The following is an 18,184-nucleotide window of genomic DNA, read 5'->3' as shown; positions in this document are numbered from 1 at the left end:
GCCATGACCACTCCCCTGACCCTCGACACGGACCAGGCCCGAGCCCGGCTGCACGACCTGACCGTCATCGACGTACGCACCCCCGGCGAGTACGCCTCCGGGCACGTGCCCGGGGCCCTCAACGTCCCCCTGGACCAGATCCGCCGGGCCCTGCCCGAGATACGGCAGGCGGCCCAGCGGGGCGGTGTCCTCCTGGTGTGCGCCTCCGGGGCCCGCTCGGAGAACGCCTGCGCGCTCCTGGCCGAGCACGGCGTCGAGTCGGCGACGCTCGTCGGCGGCACCCGGGCGTGGGCGGACGCCGGCCACGGTCTGCGGCGGCCCGACGCCGGTGGCAGCCGGGCCGGCTGGAGCATGGAACGCCAGGTTCGTCTCACGGCGGGCGCCGTGGTCCTCCTGGGCCTGCTCCTCGGTCTGCTGGTGCACCCGGCGTTCCAGATCCTCTCCGCCGGCATCGCGGGCGGCCTCGTGTTCTCGGCGCTCACCGACACCTGCGGCATGGCCGCCATGCTGGGCAGACTGCCGTACAACCGTCCCCGCCCGGCCGACCTCGCCTCGACGCTGGCCGCGCTGCGCCACGGCTGATCACCTCGGGCGGCGGTCCCCGGCCCGGCGCGCCCGGTGTGAGGTGGCGCGGTGTCCGTGCCGCCCACCGCCACGGCCCGCCGGGCGCCGGGTGTGGCCGTGGGGCTCGGCGGCGCCGTTCTCCGCGCGGGGCACGGGGCCGCGTGCCCGGTGGCCGTCCCGGGTGCACGAGGGGCGCAGGTCCGGGACGTGCGCCCCTCGTGGTCACGCGCGGCTACAGGGCGCCGTGCGGGGCTCTCGGACCGCCGACGTGCCGTGGTGCGCCCAGGTGGGACGCCGGCCCCCGGTGCAGCACCTGGGCCAGATCGCGGTGTATGCGTTCGGCTTCGCCGCGGACCTGGGCGGGGATGTCGCCACGCTCGGCGACGAGGCGGCTGAAGATGGGGGTCTCCTGGAACACGGGGGAATCTGCTCTCTGTCGGGGTGCCGGGTGGCGGGGCTGGTGCACGGTCGGGGACGAGCTGCTGTCAGGGCCGGACTAGAGGCGGCCGGGGGTCCGGCTTGCCCGTTCGTCTCCGCCGCACGGGTGGTGCCGGTGCGGTTCCGGTACGACGGGGGCCGGCCCGGCCGGGCTGCGGAGTTCGTAGTCGGGCGTCAGTGGCATGGAGTGAAAGTACCGTGTGCCGCGGTGTGCTCGGCGATCAGACCTGTCGTCCGGACGATCGGCTCGTGACCGGTCTCCCGTGGCCGTCACCGTCCCGTGCCTGGCCGCAGTGTCGCGTTGAAGACGGTATCCGGGCGCTCCTGGGGCTCGCCGTCCACGGTGATGTCGACCGCCTCGTTGTAGAAGGCGAGGAGGTTCTTCACGGCGGCCACCGCGGGCAGCGGGTCGGGGTAGCTCCAGAGGACGTTCGGCGGGATGCCGGCCTCGCCGTTCCAGGACCAGTACGCGGCGGTGCCCTTGTAGGGGCAGCCGGTGCTGTGTTCCGTGGGGCTGAACAGGTCGAGGCGGACGTCCTCGCGCGGAATGTAGTAGCGCACGGGCAGGCCGGTCTCGAAGACGAGTACCGGACGGTGGGTGTCGGCGACGACGGTGCCGTCGATTTCCACCTGGACGTGGCGGCTGCTCACCAGGGCGTCGACCCGCTTGTGCGGGTCGCGGGGGTGGACGAAGATCTCTTCCTCCTCCTCGTACCAGTGGTCCAGGCCCGTGCCGGTGCGCCCGGACCACTCGAAGGCGATGTGCCCGGCCAGGTCCTCGGCGGGGAACGTCCAGGCGGCGTTCTCCAGCAGTTCCCCGTCGACGGCGAGGTCGTAGAAGACCAGTGATCCGGTGTGTGTGCCGGCCGGCGGGTTCCGGGCCGGGCGCAGCAGGTCCTCGCGGACCTCCTCGCTTGGGAAGGCGTACAGCGGGACGGCCGCGCCGGGTTCCCAGACGAGGACGGGACGGTGGCTGTCGACGACCGTGACGGCGCCCTTGCGCCCGCGGACCCAGCGGTCGCTGGGCTCCCACAGGATGCCTTCCGGGGTGGTGCGCAGGGACTGCGCGGTGCTGAGCGTGCTCATGACCGGTTCTCCTTCCGCTTGTTCCTACGGTGACACGACCGTCGTGTGGACGTCGTCGCCGGGCGGCAGGGGTGCGCGGGGATGCCGGACACGCGCGCGTGGGGGGCGAGGACGCGCGCGTGGGGGCGAGGACAGGGCGGGCGACGCCGACGAACGTGCCGATCCGGCTCCCGGGGCACCGGGCCGTGCGCCTTGCCGTCCCCTCCCCCGGCGGGTCTCACGCACCCGGTCGGAGGTGCGCCGTACGGGGGTCGCCCGCCGCGGCCGTCCGCCGAGTCGTCCCGGTGCGCTCCGCCGCGGGGGGCGAGTCCCGGCCGAGGGGCGCCTCGGCCGTGCCGGTGCCCTGGTCCGGGGGCGTGGCGGCCGGGCCCACCGGGACGTCGCCGCGCAGGGTGATGCGGTGCATCACCCGGTGCCGGTCGCCGTAGTCGCGGTTGGCGTAGTGGGCCGTGCCGCGGTTGTCCCACAGCGCCACGTCGCCGGGCTGCCAGCGGTGCCGTACGACGTGTTCGGGCTTGGTGAGGTGGGCGTAGAGGATGTCCAGGATGCCCCGGCTCTCGTGCTCGGAGACGCCGACGATGTGCGAGGTGAAGCCGGGGTTCACGAAGAGGCCCTTGCGGCCGCTCTCCGGGTGCACCCGGACTACGGGGTGCTCCACCGGCGTCAGTTCGGTGAACACCTCGCCCTCCCACAGGTTGCCACGGCCCTGGCGACGGTGGGCCAGGTAGTAGCCGAACTCGCGGGAGCCGTCGTGGACGGCGGTGAGTGTGTCGACGTAGGCCCGCAGTCCGGGCGAGAGTGAGGCGTAGGCGAGCTGGCTGTCGGCCCAGCTGGTGTCGCCGCCGTTGGGCGGCAGCACCACGGCTCGCAGTACGGAGATCGCGGGCGGCCGCCGGACGAACGTCACGTCCGTGTGCCACACGTCGGCGAACCCGTTGTCCTGGCTGTCCAGGGAGTAGACCTCGGGTGCCACGTCACCGGAGTCGTGCACCGGGTGCCCGACCGTGACCTCGCCCAGCCGTCGGCCGAACTCGATCTGCGCGGCGTCGTCGAGGCCGTGCTGTCCGCGTACGAACAGCACCTTGTGGCGTACCAGTGCCGCCCGGAGCGCGCGGACCTGCTCGTCGTCGAGCCGGCCGAGGTCGATGCCGTGGACCTCGGCGCCGAAGTGGGGGCCCAGCTCGGTGATCGGCAGCCGTGCCCCCGTGGGCCGGTCGCTGAGGATGCTCATACGGGTGTCCTTTCGGGGTACGGCCCCTCGCGGGGCCGCGGGCAGGGGTGACGGGCTCAGGGGTACGGCGGTCAGGCCGCCGCCGCGGCCTTCACGGCGTGCGCCACGCGGGCGCGCAGCTCGCCGAACTCGCGGGACTCGCGCAGTTCCCCGGCGTCCACATCGCCGCGCGGCAGCGGGATCGGCAGGTCCAGGGCGACGGTGCCCGGGCCCTTGGTGAGCACCACGATGCGCGAGCCGAGGAACACCGCCTCGTCCGCCGAGTGCGTCACGAACACGGTGGTCCGTCCGGTCTGCGCGGCCACCCGGCGCACATCCTCCTGGAGCCGTTCCCGGGTCAGCGCGTCCAGTGCCGCGAAGGGCTCGTCGAGCAGCAGGAGCGGATGCTCGGCGGCGAGTGCCCGCGCGATGGCGACGCGCTGCCGCTGGCCGCCGGAGATCTCCCAGGTGCGTCGCCCGCCGGTGCCCTCCAGGCCCACGCGGGCCAGCAACCGCGCCCGCCGCTCGGCCCGTCGGGCCCGGTCGACGCCCGCGTACCGCAGGGCGAGGTCGATGTTGCCGTCCACCGTCCGCCAGGGGAACAGCCGCGGTGTCTGGAACACCACCCCGGCCGTCCGCCCGGGCCGGGGCGCGGCGCCGGACACCCGCACGGAGCCGTGGGTGGGCTGCTCGAAGCCGGCGATCAGCCGGAGCAGTGTGCTCTTGCCGCAGCCGGAGGCGCCCACCAGGACGAGGAACTCCCCTGCCGGGACGGTCAGATCGACGGGGCCCACGGCGGTGACGGCGCCGTACCGGTGTGTGACCTGCCGGAGCCGCACGGCGCCGGTCCGCTCCCCGCCGGTCCCGCCGGAGCCGGTCGTGTCGGAGCCGGTCGTGTCGGAGCCGGTCGTGTCGGTGTCAGGCGCGTCGGTGTCAGAGGCGGGCCCGGTGGTCTCGGTCGTCTGTGTGGTCTCGGTGGTCGGGGTGGTCTTGGTGGTCTCGGTGGTCTCACTTGAGGACATCGGGCAGCCCCTTCAGGTAGAACGCCTCGCGTACGGCGTCCTCGGTCGGCGCCGCGTCGATCTGCCGCTGGTCCGCCAGGAAGCGGCCCGTGTCGGTGACGTAGGACAGCAGCTTGCCGGGGGCGCCGTCGGTGCCCAGCCAGTCGGCGGACGTCACCTGTTCCGGGGTGAGGAACACCCCTTGGGCGAGCTGCGCCTTGGCGGCGGCGGTGCTGATGCCCAGTTCGGCGGCGACCGTCTGGACCGCTCCGTCGGGGTCGGACTTGAGCAGGCGCAGGGCCTGTGCCTGTGCCTTGCGCCAGGCGTCGATCGCCTTCGGGTCGCGGGCGATGAGTTCGTCCGATACGACGGCCAGGTCCAGTGTCGGCTTGCCGGCGGCGCCGATCCGCTTGCTGCTGGTGAGCTGGGTGCCGGTCTCGCGCAACTCGTCGAGGGTGGGCAGCCACACGTAGGCGGCGTCCATGTCGCCGCGCTGCCAGGCGGCGAGGATCGCCTGCGGCTGGAGGTCGACGAGTCTGACGTCGGAACTCTTCAGACCGGCCGTCCGGAGCGCCGCCAGCAGGCTGTAGTGCGAAGTGGAGGCGAACGGCGTGGCGACCGTCTTCCCCCTGAGCCCGGCGACATCGGAGATGCCGGTGCTCCGGCGCGCCACCAGCGCCTCGTTTTCACCCGCCACGTCCAGGACCCAGGCGACCTTGTACGGGATCGGAGAGGACCCGGACACACCCCGCGCGAAGGGGCTCGAACCGAGGGCGGCGATGTCCAGGGACTTGCCGAGGAATGCCTGGTTGACGCCGGCGCCGGAGTCGAACTTGATCCAGGTGATCGAGTGGTCCGGCAGCGCCTTCTCCAGCAGCTTCCGGTTCTTCACCAGGAGGTCGCCGCTGGGGAAGGCGAAGTAGCCGATGCGCAGCCGCTTGGCGCCGCCGGACGACGACGCGTCACTGTCGGAGGAGCAGCCGGTGAGCGCTGCCGAGGCGGCGGCGAGGGCTCCGGCGAGGAGCAGGCGGCGGGACGGGTTCTGAGGGACACGCGACATGGCGGGGCCGTTTCTGTGCAAGGGGACTCTCGCTCGGTGTGCGGGGCTCACGCGCGGCCGCGCCAGGGGACGACGGCGCGTTCCAGCCGCAGCAGCAGGCCGTCGATGACCAGGCCGGAGATGCCGATGGCGATGATGCCGACGAGTACGACCGGGGTGTTGTTGTAGTTGGCGGCGTCCTTGACCATGCCGCCGATGCCGGGCAGTCCGTTGACCAGTTCGGCGGCCACCAGGGAGGAGTAGGCCACGCCGACGGCCAGCCGGACGCCGGTGAGCGTTTCCGGCAGGGCGGACGGCACGACGACGTCCTTGACGACGTCCCACCGTGAGGCACCGAGCGCGCGGGCCGCCTCGACCAGGCTCCTCGGTACGGCGGCCACGGCCGTGGTGGTGGAGACGGCGACCGGTGGGAAGGCGGCCACGGCGAGCAGGGTGATCTTCGGTTCCTCGTTGATGCCCAGCCAGATGACGAGCAGTGAGAAGTACGCCAGCGGTGGCAGTGTGCGCAGGAAGGTGATCCAGGGTTCGAACAGCGAGCGCAGCGGTCGGACGGTGCCCATGAGCAGCCCGAGGAGCACTCCGGCGGCGATGCCGAGTCCGGCTCCGGACGCGATCCGGCGCAGGCTGATGCCCAGGTGTTCGATGAGGTAGGTGCCGTTGTAGCCGCGTACGCCGTCGTGTGTGGTGGACACGTCGACGAACGCGTCCCACACCTTGGCCGGCGGCGGCACCAGTGTCTCGCTCCACGTCCCGCCGGCCGCGAGCGACTGCCACAGGACGAGGAAGAGCGCCAGCGAGCCGAGGGGCAGCGCGACATGGCGTACCCGCCCCGGTGCGCGGGGGCGGCGCCGTGCCGGTCCCCCGCCGGGTATGGGGACGGGTTCCGCTTCTTGCAGAGGGGGTGTCGTGGACACGGGTGGCCTCCAGGGGACGCCGGGGCCCGGCGGAGCGGCGTCCGCCGGGCGTCGGCGGACGGCTCCGCGCCGGGGCCGGGCGGTCAGAGCGTGGGAAACGGCCCCATGGCGGGACAGGGGCGTGCGGACGGCCGGTCGGGGACGTCACCGGCCGAGGGCGGCGTCAAGGACGTCCGTTCGAAGAAGTCCGTTCGAGAACGTCCGTTCAGGCACGTGCTACAGGGATGCGTGTTCAGGGACGCGCCTTCAAGGACGTGCGTTCAGGGACAGCACGAGACCGGACGGCGGCACAGGTCGATGACCAGGCGTCGTACCAACGGCTCGTGCATCATGAGGCCCATTTCTACAGCAGCCCGCCGCGCCGGACAATCACTCGTTCACCTGCTGGGATGGCGGTGCCTCAACGGCGCCGCCGAGGGCCGGGGGCGCCCCTCCCCCGCCGTCCTCGGCTGGGCGGGCCGGCGGCGTCTGTCCGTTCGTTCGTCCGTTCGTCCGTCGGTCCCGGGTCGTCGCCGGTGCACACGGTCACCTCTGGCGTGCGCGCTTCCTCCCGGCCGCGCGGCGGCTGATCGCGCCCAGTGCGGCACCCACCCCGAGCACCGCGAGTCCGCGCCGCCAGACCCGGGCTTCGACCTGAGTGGCCAGCACGACGCAGGAGACCGCTCCCAGCACGGGCAGGGCGGTCGGTGTGCGGAAGTGGTCCGCGGTACCGGGGTCGTGGCGCAGGGCGAGCACGGCGACGTTGACCATGAGGAAGACGACGAGCAGCAGCAACACCAGGGTCGAGGCCAGGGTGGCGACACTTCCGGTGAGTGCCAGGACCAACGACAGGGCCGTGGTGACCGCGATCGCGACCCAGGGGGTGCGGCGCCCCGGCAGCACGGTGGTCAGTGCGGAGGGCAGCAGTCCGTCGCGGGCCATGCCGAAGGCGAGGCGCGAGGACATGATGCCGGTGAGGAGGGCGCCGTTGGCGACGGCGACGAGGGCGATGGCGCTGAACAGGCGGGGAGGCACCTGGCCCGCTGCCTTGACCACCTCCAGCAGGGGCCCGCTCGACGCGGCCAGACGGTCGGTCGGTACGGCGGCGGAGGCGGCGATGCCGACCAGTACGTAGACGGCTCCGGCGGTGGCGAGCGCGCCGAACAGCGCGCGCGGATAGGAGCGCCGGGGGTCGCGGGTCTCCTCGGCGACGTTCACGGACGTCTCGAAGCCGACGAACGAGTAGTAGGCGAGGACGGAGCCGCTGAGCACCGCGCCTGCGGCACTCTTCCCGGGCGTGCCGAGCTGGATGAGCCGCCCGGGGCCGCCGTCCCCCCGCAGCAGCAGCCACGCGCCGAGTACGACGATGACCAGCAGGCCGCTGACCTCGATCACGGTGGCGACCACGTTGGCGCGCGTCGACTCCTCGATGCCCCGTGCGTTCAGCACGGCGAGCAGCAGCAGGAAGACCACGACCACGGCGCCCACGGGCAGGGTGACGAAGGCCGACAGGTAGTCGCCGCCGAACCCGCGGGCGAGCGCGGCGACGGAGACGATGCCGGCCGCGAGCATGCAGGAGCCGGCGATGAAACCCGCGAACGGGCCGAACGCCTTGGTCGTGTAGTGGTTTCCTCGGCTGACGGCATGCACTGTGTGTCCCCCACCTGCCGGGAACCACGCGCCGTCCCGGACGGGCCCCCGTCCGGCTTCGCGGGCCGGCTTCACGGGCCGGCTTCGGGGTAGCCGCTGTGTGAGCGGACGAGGCGCTCGGGGAATGCCCTTGGGGGGAGAGGAGAGAGGCGCATGACTGCCGACGCGAACTCGGCCAGGATCACCGCAAAGGTCCAGGGCAGGGACATCGTCCTGGACGGCCCCCTGACGAAGGACGAGATCCGGGGAAGGGTGTGGTGGTGGCAGGTATCCGGCTCCGGGACGTCCGAGGAACGGTCGGACCGTCACCACGAGTACGACGGCTCGCGGAAGGACGTCATCACCACCCTGGGCGGGTACTACGAGGTCCCCGGCGACTCCGGCACCCCCGCGGCCGAGGAGCTGGTGGACATGGTGCACGCGGAACTCAACCCGGACGGGTGACGCGGTTTGTGGCGAAGCGTCGGTCACGATTCGGCGGCTGGGCCACATGGGTGGCGGCAACGCGGGCAATCGGAGATCACGTCTCGGCGTATCGAGAGGAGATCACCGTGCACAAGGGTAAGTGGATCACAGGTGGCGCGCGGCGGGAGCTGGCGGAAGCCTTCGCCAGGGAGTACGGCGAAGGGCGGTCGATCCGCGCCATAGCCGAGTCCCACGGCCGGTCCTACGGCTTCGTGCACCGCGTGCTCAGCGAAGCGGGTGTGCCTTTCAGGGCGCGGGGCGGTGATGCCCGTACGGGCACCGCTCAGCCGGCCCGTTGACGGTCGCGCGGGAGCCCATGCCCGCGCCGGAACGTTGTCATGGGACCCCGGCCCGGTCTTCGGTACGGCGGTGCGCGGGTACACCGGTACACCGGTACACCGGCATGTGGACACACCAGCGCACCGTGGGTGCGGCGGACGACCAGCCGTACGGTCTCGTCCTCCGGCGCGGCAGGAACCGTGCATAGGGTGATCCATTGCGGGCAGACGACCCGCTGGAAGACGTATTCCACTGCTTCCGGTCGTGGTGCCACCCGGCGGGTGCGCGCTCGCGGACGCCACGGGCCCGGTGAAACGGTCCGCCTTTCGAGAGAGGTTGTCGCTGTGTTGCTGCCTGCGGAGAAGGAACTGCGCGCGGTACTGGCCCGCTTCGCCGACGCCCGCATCCGTCACGACCTGCGGCCCACCGGCCGCTCCGGCCGCGAACTGGAGGACGCCTCCCGCACCCTGTGCGTGGTGACCGGCACCCGGTCGGTGGAGGAGGCCCTCCGCGCCGCCGACGCGCTCCTGGAACAGCTGCGAGCGGACCGCCGTACGGCCACCGGGACAACCCAGCCCCTGGCTGCCTGACCCGGAGCAGGCGTCGGTTCAGGGCTGTCTGGTCCGGCAGCGCTGTTGTTGAATCGCTGTATGAGCGTGCTGGATTCGCCTTCCGGGTGGCTGATCTCGTAGACGATCCGTTCGGCGATCCGCCGCAGCTCGTCCGTGCTCGGCAGTGTCATGGTGTACGCCGCGATCGATGTCGTGAGCGCGCCTCAGTCGGGGTTGAGCCTGAAGGCGTACACGCCGGTGATGTTCGTGCAGCGGGATGGCCGCCGAGCCCGGCCGCAGCATGCCCCTTCAGCGGACCGCGGACCGGGGGCCGGCCTGGGAGGGGGTGCGCATGGCCCGTGCGGGTGTCCGCGCGGCCGGCCGCTTGGAGGCCCAGCCGGTGATCTCCGGGTCCGCCAGGGTTTCGGCCCACAGGTCGACCAGGGAGGCGGTCTCCTCGCCCGGCCAGGGGCCCACGCCCACCACGCGCAGACCCGCCCTTACGGCGGCGAGGATTCCGCAGTGCGTGTCCTCGATCGCCATGGTCTCGCCCGGAAACGCTTCGCAGTACTTGGCGGCCGTCAGATAGACGTCCGGGTACGGCTTGGGCCGGAGCGAGTCGTCCGGGACGACGACCGTGCGGAAGAAGCGCAGGAGGCCCGCGCTGTCCAGGCAGGACTCCACCACTTCACGGGGGCAGTTGCTGGCGACGGCGAGGGGGGCGAAGGCCGCTGCCGCCTCCACCATCTCCCGGGCGCCGGGCATGGTCACAGGACGCTCCTGCACCAGTGTCCGGAAGCGCTTGAGCAGTGTGTCGGCGAGGTCGGGGCCCAGCTCGGGGTGGCCCGTCTCGTCGGCCATGAGCTGCCCGCACTCCGTGTAGTGCAGGCCCTTCGCGCGTTCGGCGAAGCCGGCGGGGGCGTCCAGCCCGGCCGTGTCGAAGGTGTACTGGCGGGCTTCCATCCAGTGGCGTTCGGTGTCCATCAGGGTGCCGTCGCAGTCGAAGACGACGGCGGTCGGAGTCCAGGACAGGATGCGATGGAGCGTCATGGGCGTGCTCTCCGTTGGCGTGGGGCTGCGCGTCACGCGCGTCCGCTGTGTGCCGGGGCGGTGGGCGCCACGGGGGCCGGGCAGCGCCGTCGGGGGGCTGCGGACCGGTCGGCGATCGCGGTTTCGGGCAGGGCGGACTCGGTCGTGCGGTCGCCGTGAGTCTCCGCACGAACCCGTCCACCAGGGAACATAACGATCGTTACGCTAGTTTTCATTACTCGAGAGAGTCAACAGGTGACGAGCAGTTACACCCGGTGGAGTGAGTGATAGCGCAGAACACCGAAAGCGCGTCGTTCGCCCAGTTGGTCGAAGTGGAATACACATGTGCGATGGTGCGGAACGCAGACGATTCGCGCGGCCGGGGTGAACTCGGTGAAACGCAGTGCCGTCAGCCGGGCGCCGGTCGGCCACAGGAGTGTTCCGCCGCTCGCCAGCGCCGCGGCCTGTCGCGCCGCCTCCAGCAGGACCATGCCGGGTACGTGGTCGGTCGGGTGGTCGAAGAAGAACGGGTGCCGGAGGTCGGCCGAGTCCAGCACCATCCCGCGGTGCTGCCGCCTCGGACCACCGCTCCCCCGACGCGGATGGCCGGTGCCGCTCGACGGGGCGTGACCGTCTCCGTCGGCGAACCCGACGACCACGTCCCGGGTGTGCGACACGCCGAGCGCCGCCGGATCGGGCCGGAGCAGTCCCGCCGGCCGCTTCCCCGGGCCGGCCGACGGTCCGCGCAGGGCGGCGTACCGGCCGGAGGAGAGGAACCGGGCACCGCCCCCGGCCTCGGCGAACACCACCCCGTCCGCGAGGAATTGCGCCCGGAGCCGCAGCGCCGTGGCGGCGCCGTCCGCGTCGGTCCGCAATCCGGTGACCCGCACCCGGCAGGTGACGTCGGTGGCCCCGTGGCCGACGCTGGGCTGGGCCTCCGGCTCGATGGCGAAGAAGAGATCGGTGATGAGCAAGCGGGCGTCGACCGGCACGCCGAAGTAGCGCAGCGGAATGAAAATACCGAGTTGGCGCAATGTCTCCGCCACCATGAGCGGGTGGTGCGAGGCCGGACGGTCGACCGGGAAAGTCGGATGCGACCGGGGCCAGCACGCGGCCGCCGCGAAAGTCACCTCGTCGATGCGGAGCACATCGGTGAGCAGGACCTCCGCCACCGAGACACGGTGCACCAGTTCCCGGGGGACCGTACGCGACCAGCTCAGAGCCCGCGGCTGCCCGGCGGTGCCACCGTTTCGAGCGACCATGCCCTCAGCACACCGCAGTTCAATGCGTCCCGCACATCGAAGCGGCTCCGCGGACGGGGACGAGGCGTTACATTGCGTGCGAGCAAAAGGGACACGACAATCTCGGAACGGATTGCGACGCGTGCAGGCGAAATTGACACGGCAAACCTTGTTGGAAACCGCGGCACATTTGTTCGATGAGCGCGGTTATGCCGGAACGAGCATCAGCGACATCAGCGCACTGGCCGGACGCACCAGCGGGGCCATCTACTTCCACTACACCAGCAAGGAAAAGCTCGCGCTCGCGGTCATCGAAGAGCATTTCGCGTCATGGCCGCGCATGATCGATCGCCATCGGTCCGCCGGTCGTCCGGCCCTGGAAAAGCTGGTCGCGCTCAGTTTCACGGTCGCCCGCGCCTTCCGCGACGATGTCGTCGTCCGGGCCGGCTCCCGCCTCTGGATGGAACGCAAAGCCATCCCGGCGCCCCTTCCCGCCCCGTTCGTGGGCTGGATCGAGGTGGTCACCGAACTCCTCACGGAGGCGCGCTCCCAGGGCGAACTGGCCCCCCGTGTCGTGCCGGCCACCGCCGCGCACAGCATCGTCTGCGCCTTCTTCGGCCTGCACACCGTCTCCGACGCCCTGGACGGCCGTGCCGACATCGAAGAGCGGCTGCGCGAACTGTGGCTGCTGCTGCTCGAAAGCCTCCAGGCCCAGCCGGACGCGGCCGGTCTGCTCGCCCGCGTGTGCGCCGACGACTCCCCCGCCACCGTGCCGAACGGGAGTGTGCCCCCGCCCAGTCCCACTCCGGACGAACCCGAGAGGATCGACACGTAGCGCTCCCGCCGCCCGCGTCGTGCACGCTTCGCCGGACGAGGCGGTCGCAGCCGGTACGGGCGTGACGCTTCGTGTGGTGGGCCCTGGGCCGGTACGGCGCGTGACGCTTCGAGTGGTGGGCCCGGACGGGACGGGTGATGCTGCCGTACAGGGGCTGAACTCAGGCGGCAAAGCTGCGGGCGTTCGACGTGCCCGGCGTCCCCCCGGCGCGTGCGCCGCCATCCACCGGAAGGACCGAGCATGCCCGTATGCACGACCCGTGACGGCGTGGACATCTTCTACAAGGACTGGGGTCAAGGACGCCCCGTCGTGTTCATCCACGGCTGGCCGCTCAACGGCGACGCGTGGCAGGACCAGCTCAAGGCCGTGGCGGACGCCGGCTTCCGCGGCATCGCCCATGACCGCCGCGGACACGGGCGCTCCACGCCGGTCTGGCACGGTTACGACTTCGACACCTTCGCCGACGACCTCAACGACCTGCTGACCCACCTCGACCTGCACGACGTCACCCTGGTGGCGCACTCGATGGGCGGCGGCGAACTGGCCCGCTACATCGGCCGGCACGGCACCGGGCGGCTGCGCTCGGCGGTACTGCTCTCGGCCGTTCCCCCGGTGATGGTCAAGTCCGACACCAACCCCGAGGGGGTGCCGGACGACGTGTTCGACTCGATCAAGAACGGCATCCTGCACGAGCGCTCGCAGTTCTGGAAGGACACCGCGGAGGGCTTCTTCTCGGCCAACCGCCCCGGCGACAAGGTCACCCAGGGCAACAAGGACGCCTTCTGGTACATGGCCATGGCGCAGACCATCGAGGGCGGCGTGCGCTGTGTGGACGCCTTCGCCTACACGGACTTCACCGAGGACCTGAAGAAGTTCGACATCCCCACCCTGGTCGTCCACGGTGACGACGACCAGGTCGTCCCCATCGACGCCACCGGCCGCAAGTCGGCCGAGATCATCGCGGACGCCGAGCTGAAGGTGTACGAGGGCGGCTCCCACGGCATCGCGATGGTCTCCGGCGACAAGGAGAGGTTCAACAAGGACCTGATCGAGTTCCTGCGCAGGTGACGATCACGGCGTCCGCGACACCACCGTGGCCTCCACCGCCCGTCGACGGGCGGTGGAGGCCACGGTGGTGATCAGCCGGGTGCGGGGCCGGCACACTCGTGGTGCCGGAGTCGCCGGGCGAGGTCGCCGGGCGAAGTCGCGAGGCGAGGGAAGTGCGCGCCGGGCGCCGGCGCGCGGGGAGCGGGTGGGCGGCGACGGGTGCGAGTAGCGACGGGAGCGGCGGGCGGCTCACGCCTGCCGTTCGGACTCCGCGGCGGCCGGTTCCCCGTCGGGTCCCTTGAGAAGTCCTTCGCTGGTGGCGAAGTAGAAGACGGGAAGGATGACGAAGACGGCGATGGCCAGTACGGGTGCGACGAACGCGCCGAGGAGCCCGGCGGCGCCGTAGGCGAGGGCGCCGGCCCAGGAACGCAGCCGCCCGTGCCGTACGTAGGACTCCTCCACGTCCGGTTGCAGCACCTCGGGTCGCCGGGCGAGCTGGTGGTAGAAGGCGACCCAGCTCAGGCACATGGCGGCGGCCAGCCCGGCGTAGAGCGCGACGGCGACCCGCGCGTCCGCCCCCTCGGGGTCGGCCTGGAGCGCGTCCGCGACCACCGCCGTGGGGAACGACAGCGCCGCCGTGGTGAACAGCAACAGCAGGTTGGCGGCGTGCAGTCCCCGGTCCATGACCTTGATCCGGACGAAGGCCTGGTGGTGGTTGAGCCAGATCACCGAGACGTAGCCGAAGGACGCGAGGTAGCCGAGGTAGGAGGGCCACTGGACCAGCAGGGCGTGGCCGAGACCGCCCGGGCGGTGTGGTGGGTCGGCCAGACCGAGGGCCAGCAGCGTGACCGCGATGGCCAGCACGCCGTCGCTGAACGCCTCGGCGCGGGAGGTGTCGGAGCGGGAGAATCGGTGGAGGCGGGTGCGGGACACGCTGGCTCCTCAAGTGCTTGCCGGTACCGGGGAACAAGTGGGCCGCCGAGCTGTCGCCGGTACGCCGGGCCGGCATCGGGGCGGAGGTGTTCCGCCCGGCCACCACCCGGTGCGGCCGTCCCGGCCGCCGCGAGCGTGCGCGCGGCGGCGTCGGGTGCCGCTCACTGGCCGGTTCGTCCGCCCCGGGACGGGACGGCCGCCCCCGGGGTACGCCGTCCCGTCGAAGGTACGGCAGCGTCGCGGCGTCGCCGGTGCGTGTGCCGTGGGGAAACCGCCGGCCCGCACGCGAGGTTAGAGCCCGACGGGCGGGGCGGCTTGCCTCTCCGTGCCCCGGGCGTGGTCTGTCCGCGCCCACACCCCTGCCGCCCGGGGCCCCGGGACCACAGGACCACAGGACCACAGGACCACAGGACCACAGGACCACAGGACCACAGGCACCGGGCGGGACCGTAGCTCACCGCGTGGGGTTCTGCTCCCGCGCCTTGTCCCGCTCCCGCTCATCGAAACGGCGCCGCGCGGCCTCGATCTCGTCCAGGTGGCGGCGGGTCCAGGCGCACATGCCGTTGACCGTCTCGCGCAGGGCCCGGCCCGCCTCGGTGAGCCGGTAGTCCACCCGGGGCGGCACCGTCGCGTACACCGTCCGGTGCACCACTCCGTCCCTCTCCAGCCCTCGCAGGGTCTGCGTGAGCATCTTGTGGCTGATGCCCTCCACCTCGGTCCGCACCTCGGTGAACCGCAGCGTCCGCGATCCCAGGACGTTGATGATCAGCAGAGCCCACTTGTTGGCCACCCCCGCGAAGATCTCGCGTGCCAGGGAGTCGGCGCGCGTCACGTCCGTGTCCTCGGGCGCGCGCCCGGTCCGCTCGGTTTCCATCAGGTGCCTCTCTCACCGAGAAGTGCGTTCTTCCAGGTCGGAGCATACTCACCTACGGTTTCCCAGTAACCGGAAGAGACCGTGGGGAGTTCCGTCATGACCATCCTGAAGACATACGCCCGCCTGTGGACCGACGACCTCGACGGTGCGCTCCCCCTGCTGGAACGGCTCACCGGCGAACAGCCTCATCTGCGGCTGGCGTTCCACAAGGTCGGCCTCGCCGCCATCGGTGACTTCCTGGTCATCGGCGGACCGGCCGAGGAACGCGCGAAATACGGTCATGCCTCGGCCACCGTCGTCGTCGACGACCTCGGCGCCCTGCGCGCCACGCTGGAGTCCGCCGGAGCCGTCCTCACCACCCCGGTGACCGGCGGCCCGACGGGACGGTTCCTCTACGCCCGGCACGCGGACGGCGCGAGCATCGAGTACGTGGAGTGGGACCAGGAACTGGTTCGCAGGCTCCTCCCCGCGTCACCGTGACCGGGCGAGGCGGCCGGCCGCCACGGGACCGTGTGTTCCGTGCCGCGCGGTTCGCCGGACCCGCGGAGCGCACCGCCGGGCCCCCTCGCCCGTTCGGGGCCGTGCGGGCCCCCTCGCCCGTTCGGGGCCGTGCGGGCCCCCTCGCCCGTTCGGGGCCGTGCGGGCCCTCTCGCCCGTCGGGGCCGACGGGTGCCTTCCCTGTTACCCGTCGGGGCCGTGCGGGCGCCTCCCGCGTCACCTGTCTCGGGCCGTGACGGGCGCCTTCCGGCCGTCACTGTGCGGCGGCGCGTACGGCCGCGTGGACCGCACGGGCCAGACGGGCGCCCCACAGCGAGCGAGGGCCCGCGAAGGAGTGTGTCTCGCCGCCGGCCACCGGAGTGCGAGCCGCGACGCAGACGGCGTCGGTGGGGGTGCCGGAGCAGTCGTACCCCGCGTCGAGCAGCGCCTGCACCTTGGCCTCCGTGGCGGTGGTCACCGCGTTCACCAGCGCGGCGTCGGTCAGCGCCACGGGGAGCGCGACGACGATGTTGACCGTGCCCGGCTCGGCCGGCCCGGCCGTGCCCGGCGCCGGGGAGGCGGCCCAGCCGCGCACCCCCAGCCCCGCGGTGACGACCGCCTCGACACCGCCGTCGTGCGCGTGGCCGTACGCCTGGACGTCGGCGGCCGTCATCAGGCCGACTCCCGGCCCGTGCGCCCCGGCGCCGTGGGCCAGGTCGGCCAGGTGCCGCTCGGGGTCGGTACGGCGGTAGCCGTGGGCGACCTGGGCGTTCAGCACCCAGGTCCGCTCGCCGATGCCTCCGCCGAGGACGGCACTGCTGATCATCCGCCAGCCGGCGCCGGCCCGCCAGAGCAGGGCGTGCAGCTGCCGGCCGTCCTCGGCGCGGGTCAGCCGCCGTACCGACAGCGCGCTGTCGACGGGGCGGGGCGGCGGGATGACGGTCACCGGGCTGGACTCCTCGTGGTGCGGGAACCCGGTGATCGTACGCACACGCACCCGGGCTTCAGTGCCGCCGGGTCCTCTGCGCGGCCGGGCCGGCTGCGACCCCGGGACCGGGGACCGGGGACTGGGCTGATTGCGCCCTGAACGCGCCCCGGACGGCTGACCGCAGGTCCGCCGCGCACCCCGTTGTCAGTGCCTCCTGCGACCGTGGGCATATGACGACGACCCCGCTGGAAGCCCCTCCCGACGCACTGGTCGCGGCGCTGCGCCTGCCGGTGCGCAAGACCCTCGCCGCACGGGCCGACGGCATCCGCCGGGACCTGCCCCCGCGACCGGGAACGGCCGCGGACCGCTTGGCCTGGCTGCGGTCACTGAGCCCGGAACAGGCGCGCCGCGCCGCCCTGATGGACCGCCTGGACGCCCTGTGCGAGCACATCACCGGACACCCCGCACCCGGATACTCCGACGACGACCCGATGCCGGACGCGGCCCTGCAGGAGGCCGAGGGATTCAACCGCCAGCTCACGGCGCTGATCGCCGCCTACCGCGCCACCCGGCAGCGGGCCTGACCGGGACCGCGGGACCCTGTCGTGTGCTGTTCGAGGGCCACAGGGACACGGCCCTCGCCGTCGCGTGATCATCCACCCGGCGAGGACTGGGCCCGATCACAGCCGGGTGGCCGGCCAGATGGTCACGGCCGCGGTGACGGTGAGCCCGGCGTTGAGTGCGATCCGGCGGTCTTCTCCCCTCGGGTGGACGGCGATCGCGCCGGTCTGCAGGAGTACGAAGCCGATGGCCGCGGCGGGCACCAGCGAGGGAGCGATGCCGGTCAGCGGCGGGAGGACCAGGCCGGTCGCGCCGAGCATCTCGACCGTCCCCAGCGCTCTGAGGGCAGGCAAGGGTATGTGGTCTACCCAGGCCATCATCGGTCGGAGTTGATCTCGGCTGCGGATCACCTTCAGCGTGCCCGCGTAGACGTAGAAGGTGGCGAGTGGTCCCGCGACGATCCAATAGGCGATGTCCATGGTTCCCGTTCATGGGCCTGCCGGTTGACGAGGGCCCGCTGGTTGCGTTGCCTGCCGGGCCGTGCGGTCCCGTCGGCTTCAGGTGAGATCGGTGGCGGGCTCGGTCGCGTAGCGGCTCATCGCGTCGACGTTGGCCTGTGGCGTCAGCGGCCGGCCGTCGGCGAGTAGTTCCCGGAGGTCCCGGAAGTACTGCACGTACCGGTCGGGGGTGAATGTGCTGAGCATGACGGCGGGTTGGTCGGTCAGGTTGGCGAAGGTGTGCGGGGTACCGGGCGGAACCATCACGAGGGTGCCCGTGACGGCGTCGTAGTCCTCGTCTGCGACGGTGAATCGCACGGTTCCGGACAGGACGTAGAAGCCCTCGTCGTGTCGGGCGTGGCGGTGCTGCGGCGGTCCCTGGGTGTGCGGGGCGAGAACGGACTCGGCGATCGCGAGGCGGTGCCCGGTGTGGCTGCCGTCCTCCAGGACCCGCATGCGCGTGCTGCCCAGAATGATCATCTCGCCATCGCCGGGACCCGTCAGCGATACAGCGGGGTGGGCCTGCGGCTCGCCGGTCTTCGCTTCTTCGGTCATGCTCACGAGT

General features: G+C 72.2%; 22 protein-coding genes. 8 read left to right on the top strand and 14 right to left on the bottom strand.

The window, feature by feature from the left end:
* Positions 1-3: 3 nt before the first annotated feature.
* Positions 4-582: a rhodanese-like domain-containing protein gene (locus IF37_RS0108045; RefSeq protein ID WP_030738418.1), complete on the top strand. Its 579-nt coding sequence runs from the start codon at positions 4-6 to the stop codon at positions 580-582.
* Positions 583-796: 214 nt separating this feature from the next.
* Here IF37_RS0108045 and IF37_RS39130 read toward each other — a convergent pair whose 3' ends face one another.
* The 7 genes from IF37_RS39130 to IF37_RS0108010 form a co-directional block, all read right to left on the bottom strand.
* Entirely contained in the window at positions 797-982 is a 186-nt protein-coding gene (locus IF37_RS39130) for a hypothetical protein (RefSeq protein ID WP_037855953.1), read from the bottom strand.
* 290 nt (positions 983-1,272) lie between these two features.
* Entirely contained in the window at positions 1,273-2,088 is an 816-nt protein-coding gene (locus IF37_RS0108035; RefSeq protein ID WP_030738416.1) for a DUF427 domain-containing protein, read from the bottom strand.
* Positions 2,089-2,305: 217 nt separating this feature from the next.
* The gene (locus tag IF37_RS0108030; protein ID WP_253915687.1) at positions 2,306-3,319 is read right to left on the bottom strand and encodes a TauD/TfdA family dioxygenase; all 1,014 of its coding nucleotides are present in this window, start codon (positions 3,317-3,319) and stop codon (positions 2,306-2,308) included.
* Positions 3,320-3,390: 71 nt separating this feature from the next.
* A complete protein-coding gene (locus IF37_RS0108025; protein WP_030738411.1) occupies positions 3,391-4,137 on the bottom strand; it encodes an ABC transporter ATP-binding protein in 747 nt (248 codons plus the stop codon).
* 169 nt (positions 4,138-4,306) lie between these two features.
* Positions 4,307-5,359, bottom strand: coding sequence for an ABC transporter substrate-binding protein (locus IF37_RS0108020; RefSeq protein ID WP_030738408.1), 1,053 nt, complete (start codon positions 5,357-5,359; stop codon positions 4,307-4,309).
* Positions 5,360-5,406: 47 nt separating this feature from the next.
* A complete protein-coding gene (locus IF37_RS0108015) occupies positions 5,407-6,231 on the bottom strand; it encodes an ABC transporter permease (protein ID WP_052845041.1) in 825 nt (274 codons plus the stop codon).
* A 567-nt stretch (positions 6,232-6,798) separates the two neighbouring features.
* Entirely contained in the window at positions 6,799-7,902 is a 1,104-nt protein-coding gene (locus IF37_RS0108010; RefSeq protein WP_253915686.1) for an APC family permease, read from the bottom strand.
* 153 nt (positions 7,903-8,055) lie between these two features.
* Here IF37_RS0108010 and IF37_RS0108005 point away from each other — a divergent pair, with 153 nt between their 5' ends.
* The 3 genes from IF37_RS0108005 (at position 8,056) to IF37_RS0107995 (ending at position 9,236) form a co-directional block, all read left to right on the top strand.
* Positions 8,056-8,346, top strand: coding sequence for a hypothetical protein (locus tag IF37_RS0108005; protein WP_030738400.1), 291 nt, complete (start codon positions 8,056-8,058; stop codon positions 8,344-8,346).
* Between the two features lie 107 nt (positions 8,347-8,453).
* Positions 8,454-8,666, top strand: a complete 213-nt coding sequence (locus IF37_RS0108000) for a helix-turn-helix domain-containing protein (RefSeq protein ID WP_030738396.1) — start codon at positions 8,454-8,456, stop codon at positions 8,664-8,666.
* A gap of 324 nt (positions 8,667-8,990) precedes the next feature.
* Positions 8,991-9,236, top strand: a complete 246-nt coding sequence (locus IF37_RS0107995) for a DUF5133 domain-containing protein (RefSeq protein ID WP_030738393.1) — start codon at positions 8,991-8,993, stop codon at positions 9,234-9,236.
* A gap of 270 nt (positions 9,237-9,506) precedes the next feature.
* Here the strand turns inward: IF37_RS0107995 and IF37_RS0107990 are convergent, their stop codons facing one another.
* Positions 9,507-10,247, bottom strand: a complete 741-nt coding sequence (locus tag IF37_RS0107990; RefSeq protein ID WP_052845030.1) for an HAD family phosphatase — start codon at positions 10,245-10,247, stop codon at positions 9,507-9,509.
* Between the two features lie 245 nt (positions 10,248-10,492).
* Complete coding sequence (locus IF37_RS0107985; protein ID WP_030738387.1) at positions 10,493-11,488, bottom strand: ScbA/BarX family gamma-butyrolactone biosynthesis protein; 996 nt, start codon at positions 11,486-11,488, stop codon at positions 10,493-10,495.
* Positions 11,489-11,609: 121 nt separating this feature from the next.
* Here IF37_RS0107985 and IF37_RS0107980 point away from each other — a divergent pair, with 121 nt between their 5' ends.
* Both IF37_RS0107980 and IF37_RS0107975 read left to right on the top strand, forming a co-directional pair.
* The gene (locus IF37_RS0107980) at positions 11,610-12,302 is read left to right on the top strand and encodes a ScbR family autoregulator-binding transcription factor (RefSeq protein ID WP_367647054.1); all 693 of its coding nucleotides are present in this window, start codon (positions 11,610-11,612) and stop codon (positions 12,300-12,302) included.
* Positions 12,303-12,542: 240 nt separating this feature from the next.
* On the top strand, positions 12,543-13,370 hold the full coding sequence (locus IF37_RS0107975) for an alpha/beta fold hydrolase (protein WP_030738382.1): 828 nt from the start codon (positions 12,543-12,545) through the stop codon (positions 13,368-13,370).
* A gap of 228 nt (positions 13,371-13,598) precedes the next feature.
* On the opposite strand, the gene IF37_RS0107970 is transcribed toward IF37_RS0107975, so the two are convergent.
* Both IF37_RS0107970 and IF37_RS0107965 read right to left on the bottom strand, forming a co-directional pair.
* Positions 13,599-14,282, bottom strand: a complete 684-nt coding sequence (locus IF37_RS0107970) for a TMEM175 family protein (protein WP_052845028.1) — start codon at positions 14,280-14,282, stop codon at positions 13,599-13,601.
* A gap of 454 nt (positions 14,283-14,736) precedes the next feature.
* Entirely contained in the window at positions 14,737-15,156 is a 420-nt protein-coding gene (locus tag IF37_RS0107965) for a helix-turn-helix domain-containing protein (protein ID WP_037855949.1), read from the bottom strand.
* 96 nt (positions 15,157-15,252) lie between these two features.
* Here IF37_RS0107965 and IF37_RS0107960 point away from each other — a divergent pair, with 96 nt between their 5' ends.
* Positions 15,253-15,636, top strand: a complete 384-nt coding sequence (locus tag IF37_RS0107960; RefSeq protein WP_030738373.1) for a VOC family protein — start codon at positions 15,253-15,255, stop codon at positions 15,634-15,636.
* Positions 15,637-15,907: 271 nt separating this feature from the next.
* Here IF37_RS0107960 and IF37_RS0107955 read toward each other — a convergent pair whose 3' ends face one another.
* Positions 15,908-16,579, bottom strand: a complete 672-nt coding sequence (locus IF37_RS0107955) for an adenosylcobinamide amidohydrolase (RefSeq protein ID WP_030738369.1) — start codon at positions 16,577-16,579, stop codon at positions 15,908-15,910.
* Positions 16,580-16,791: 212 nt separating this feature from the next.
* Here IF37_RS0107955 and IF37_RS0107950 point away from each other — a divergent pair, with 212 nt between their 5' ends.
* The gene (locus IF37_RS0107950) at positions 16,792-17,145 is read left to right on the top strand and encodes a hypothetical protein (protein ID WP_030738366.1); all 354 of its coding nucleotides are present in this window, start codon (positions 16,792-16,794) and stop codon (positions 17,143-17,145) included.
* Positions 17,146-17,241: 96 nt separating this feature from the next.
* Here the strand turns inward: IF37_RS0107950 and IF37_RS0107945 are convergent, their stop codons facing one another.
* On the bottom strand, positions 17,242-17,601 hold the full coding sequence (locus IF37_RS0107945) for a DoxX family protein (protein ID WP_030738363.1): 360 nt from the start codon (positions 17,599-17,601) through the stop codon (positions 17,242-17,244).
* A gap of 78 nt (positions 17,602-17,679) precedes the next feature.
* Positions 17,680-18,174, bottom strand: coding sequence for a cupin domain-containing protein (locus IF37_RS0107940; protein ID WP_030738361.1), 495 nt, complete (start codon positions 18,172-18,174; stop codon positions 17,680-17,682).
* Between the last annotated feature and the right edge of the window lie 10 nt (positions 18,175-18,184).

This window comes from Streptomyces sp. NRRL S-31 (genome assembly GCF_000718775.1).
In the GTDB taxonomy this organism is placed as follows: domain Bacteria; phylum Actinomycetota; class Actinomycetes; order Streptomycetales; family Streptomycetaceae; genus Streptomyces.
This window is presented reverse-complemented; position numbering and strand designations above follow the sequence as displayed.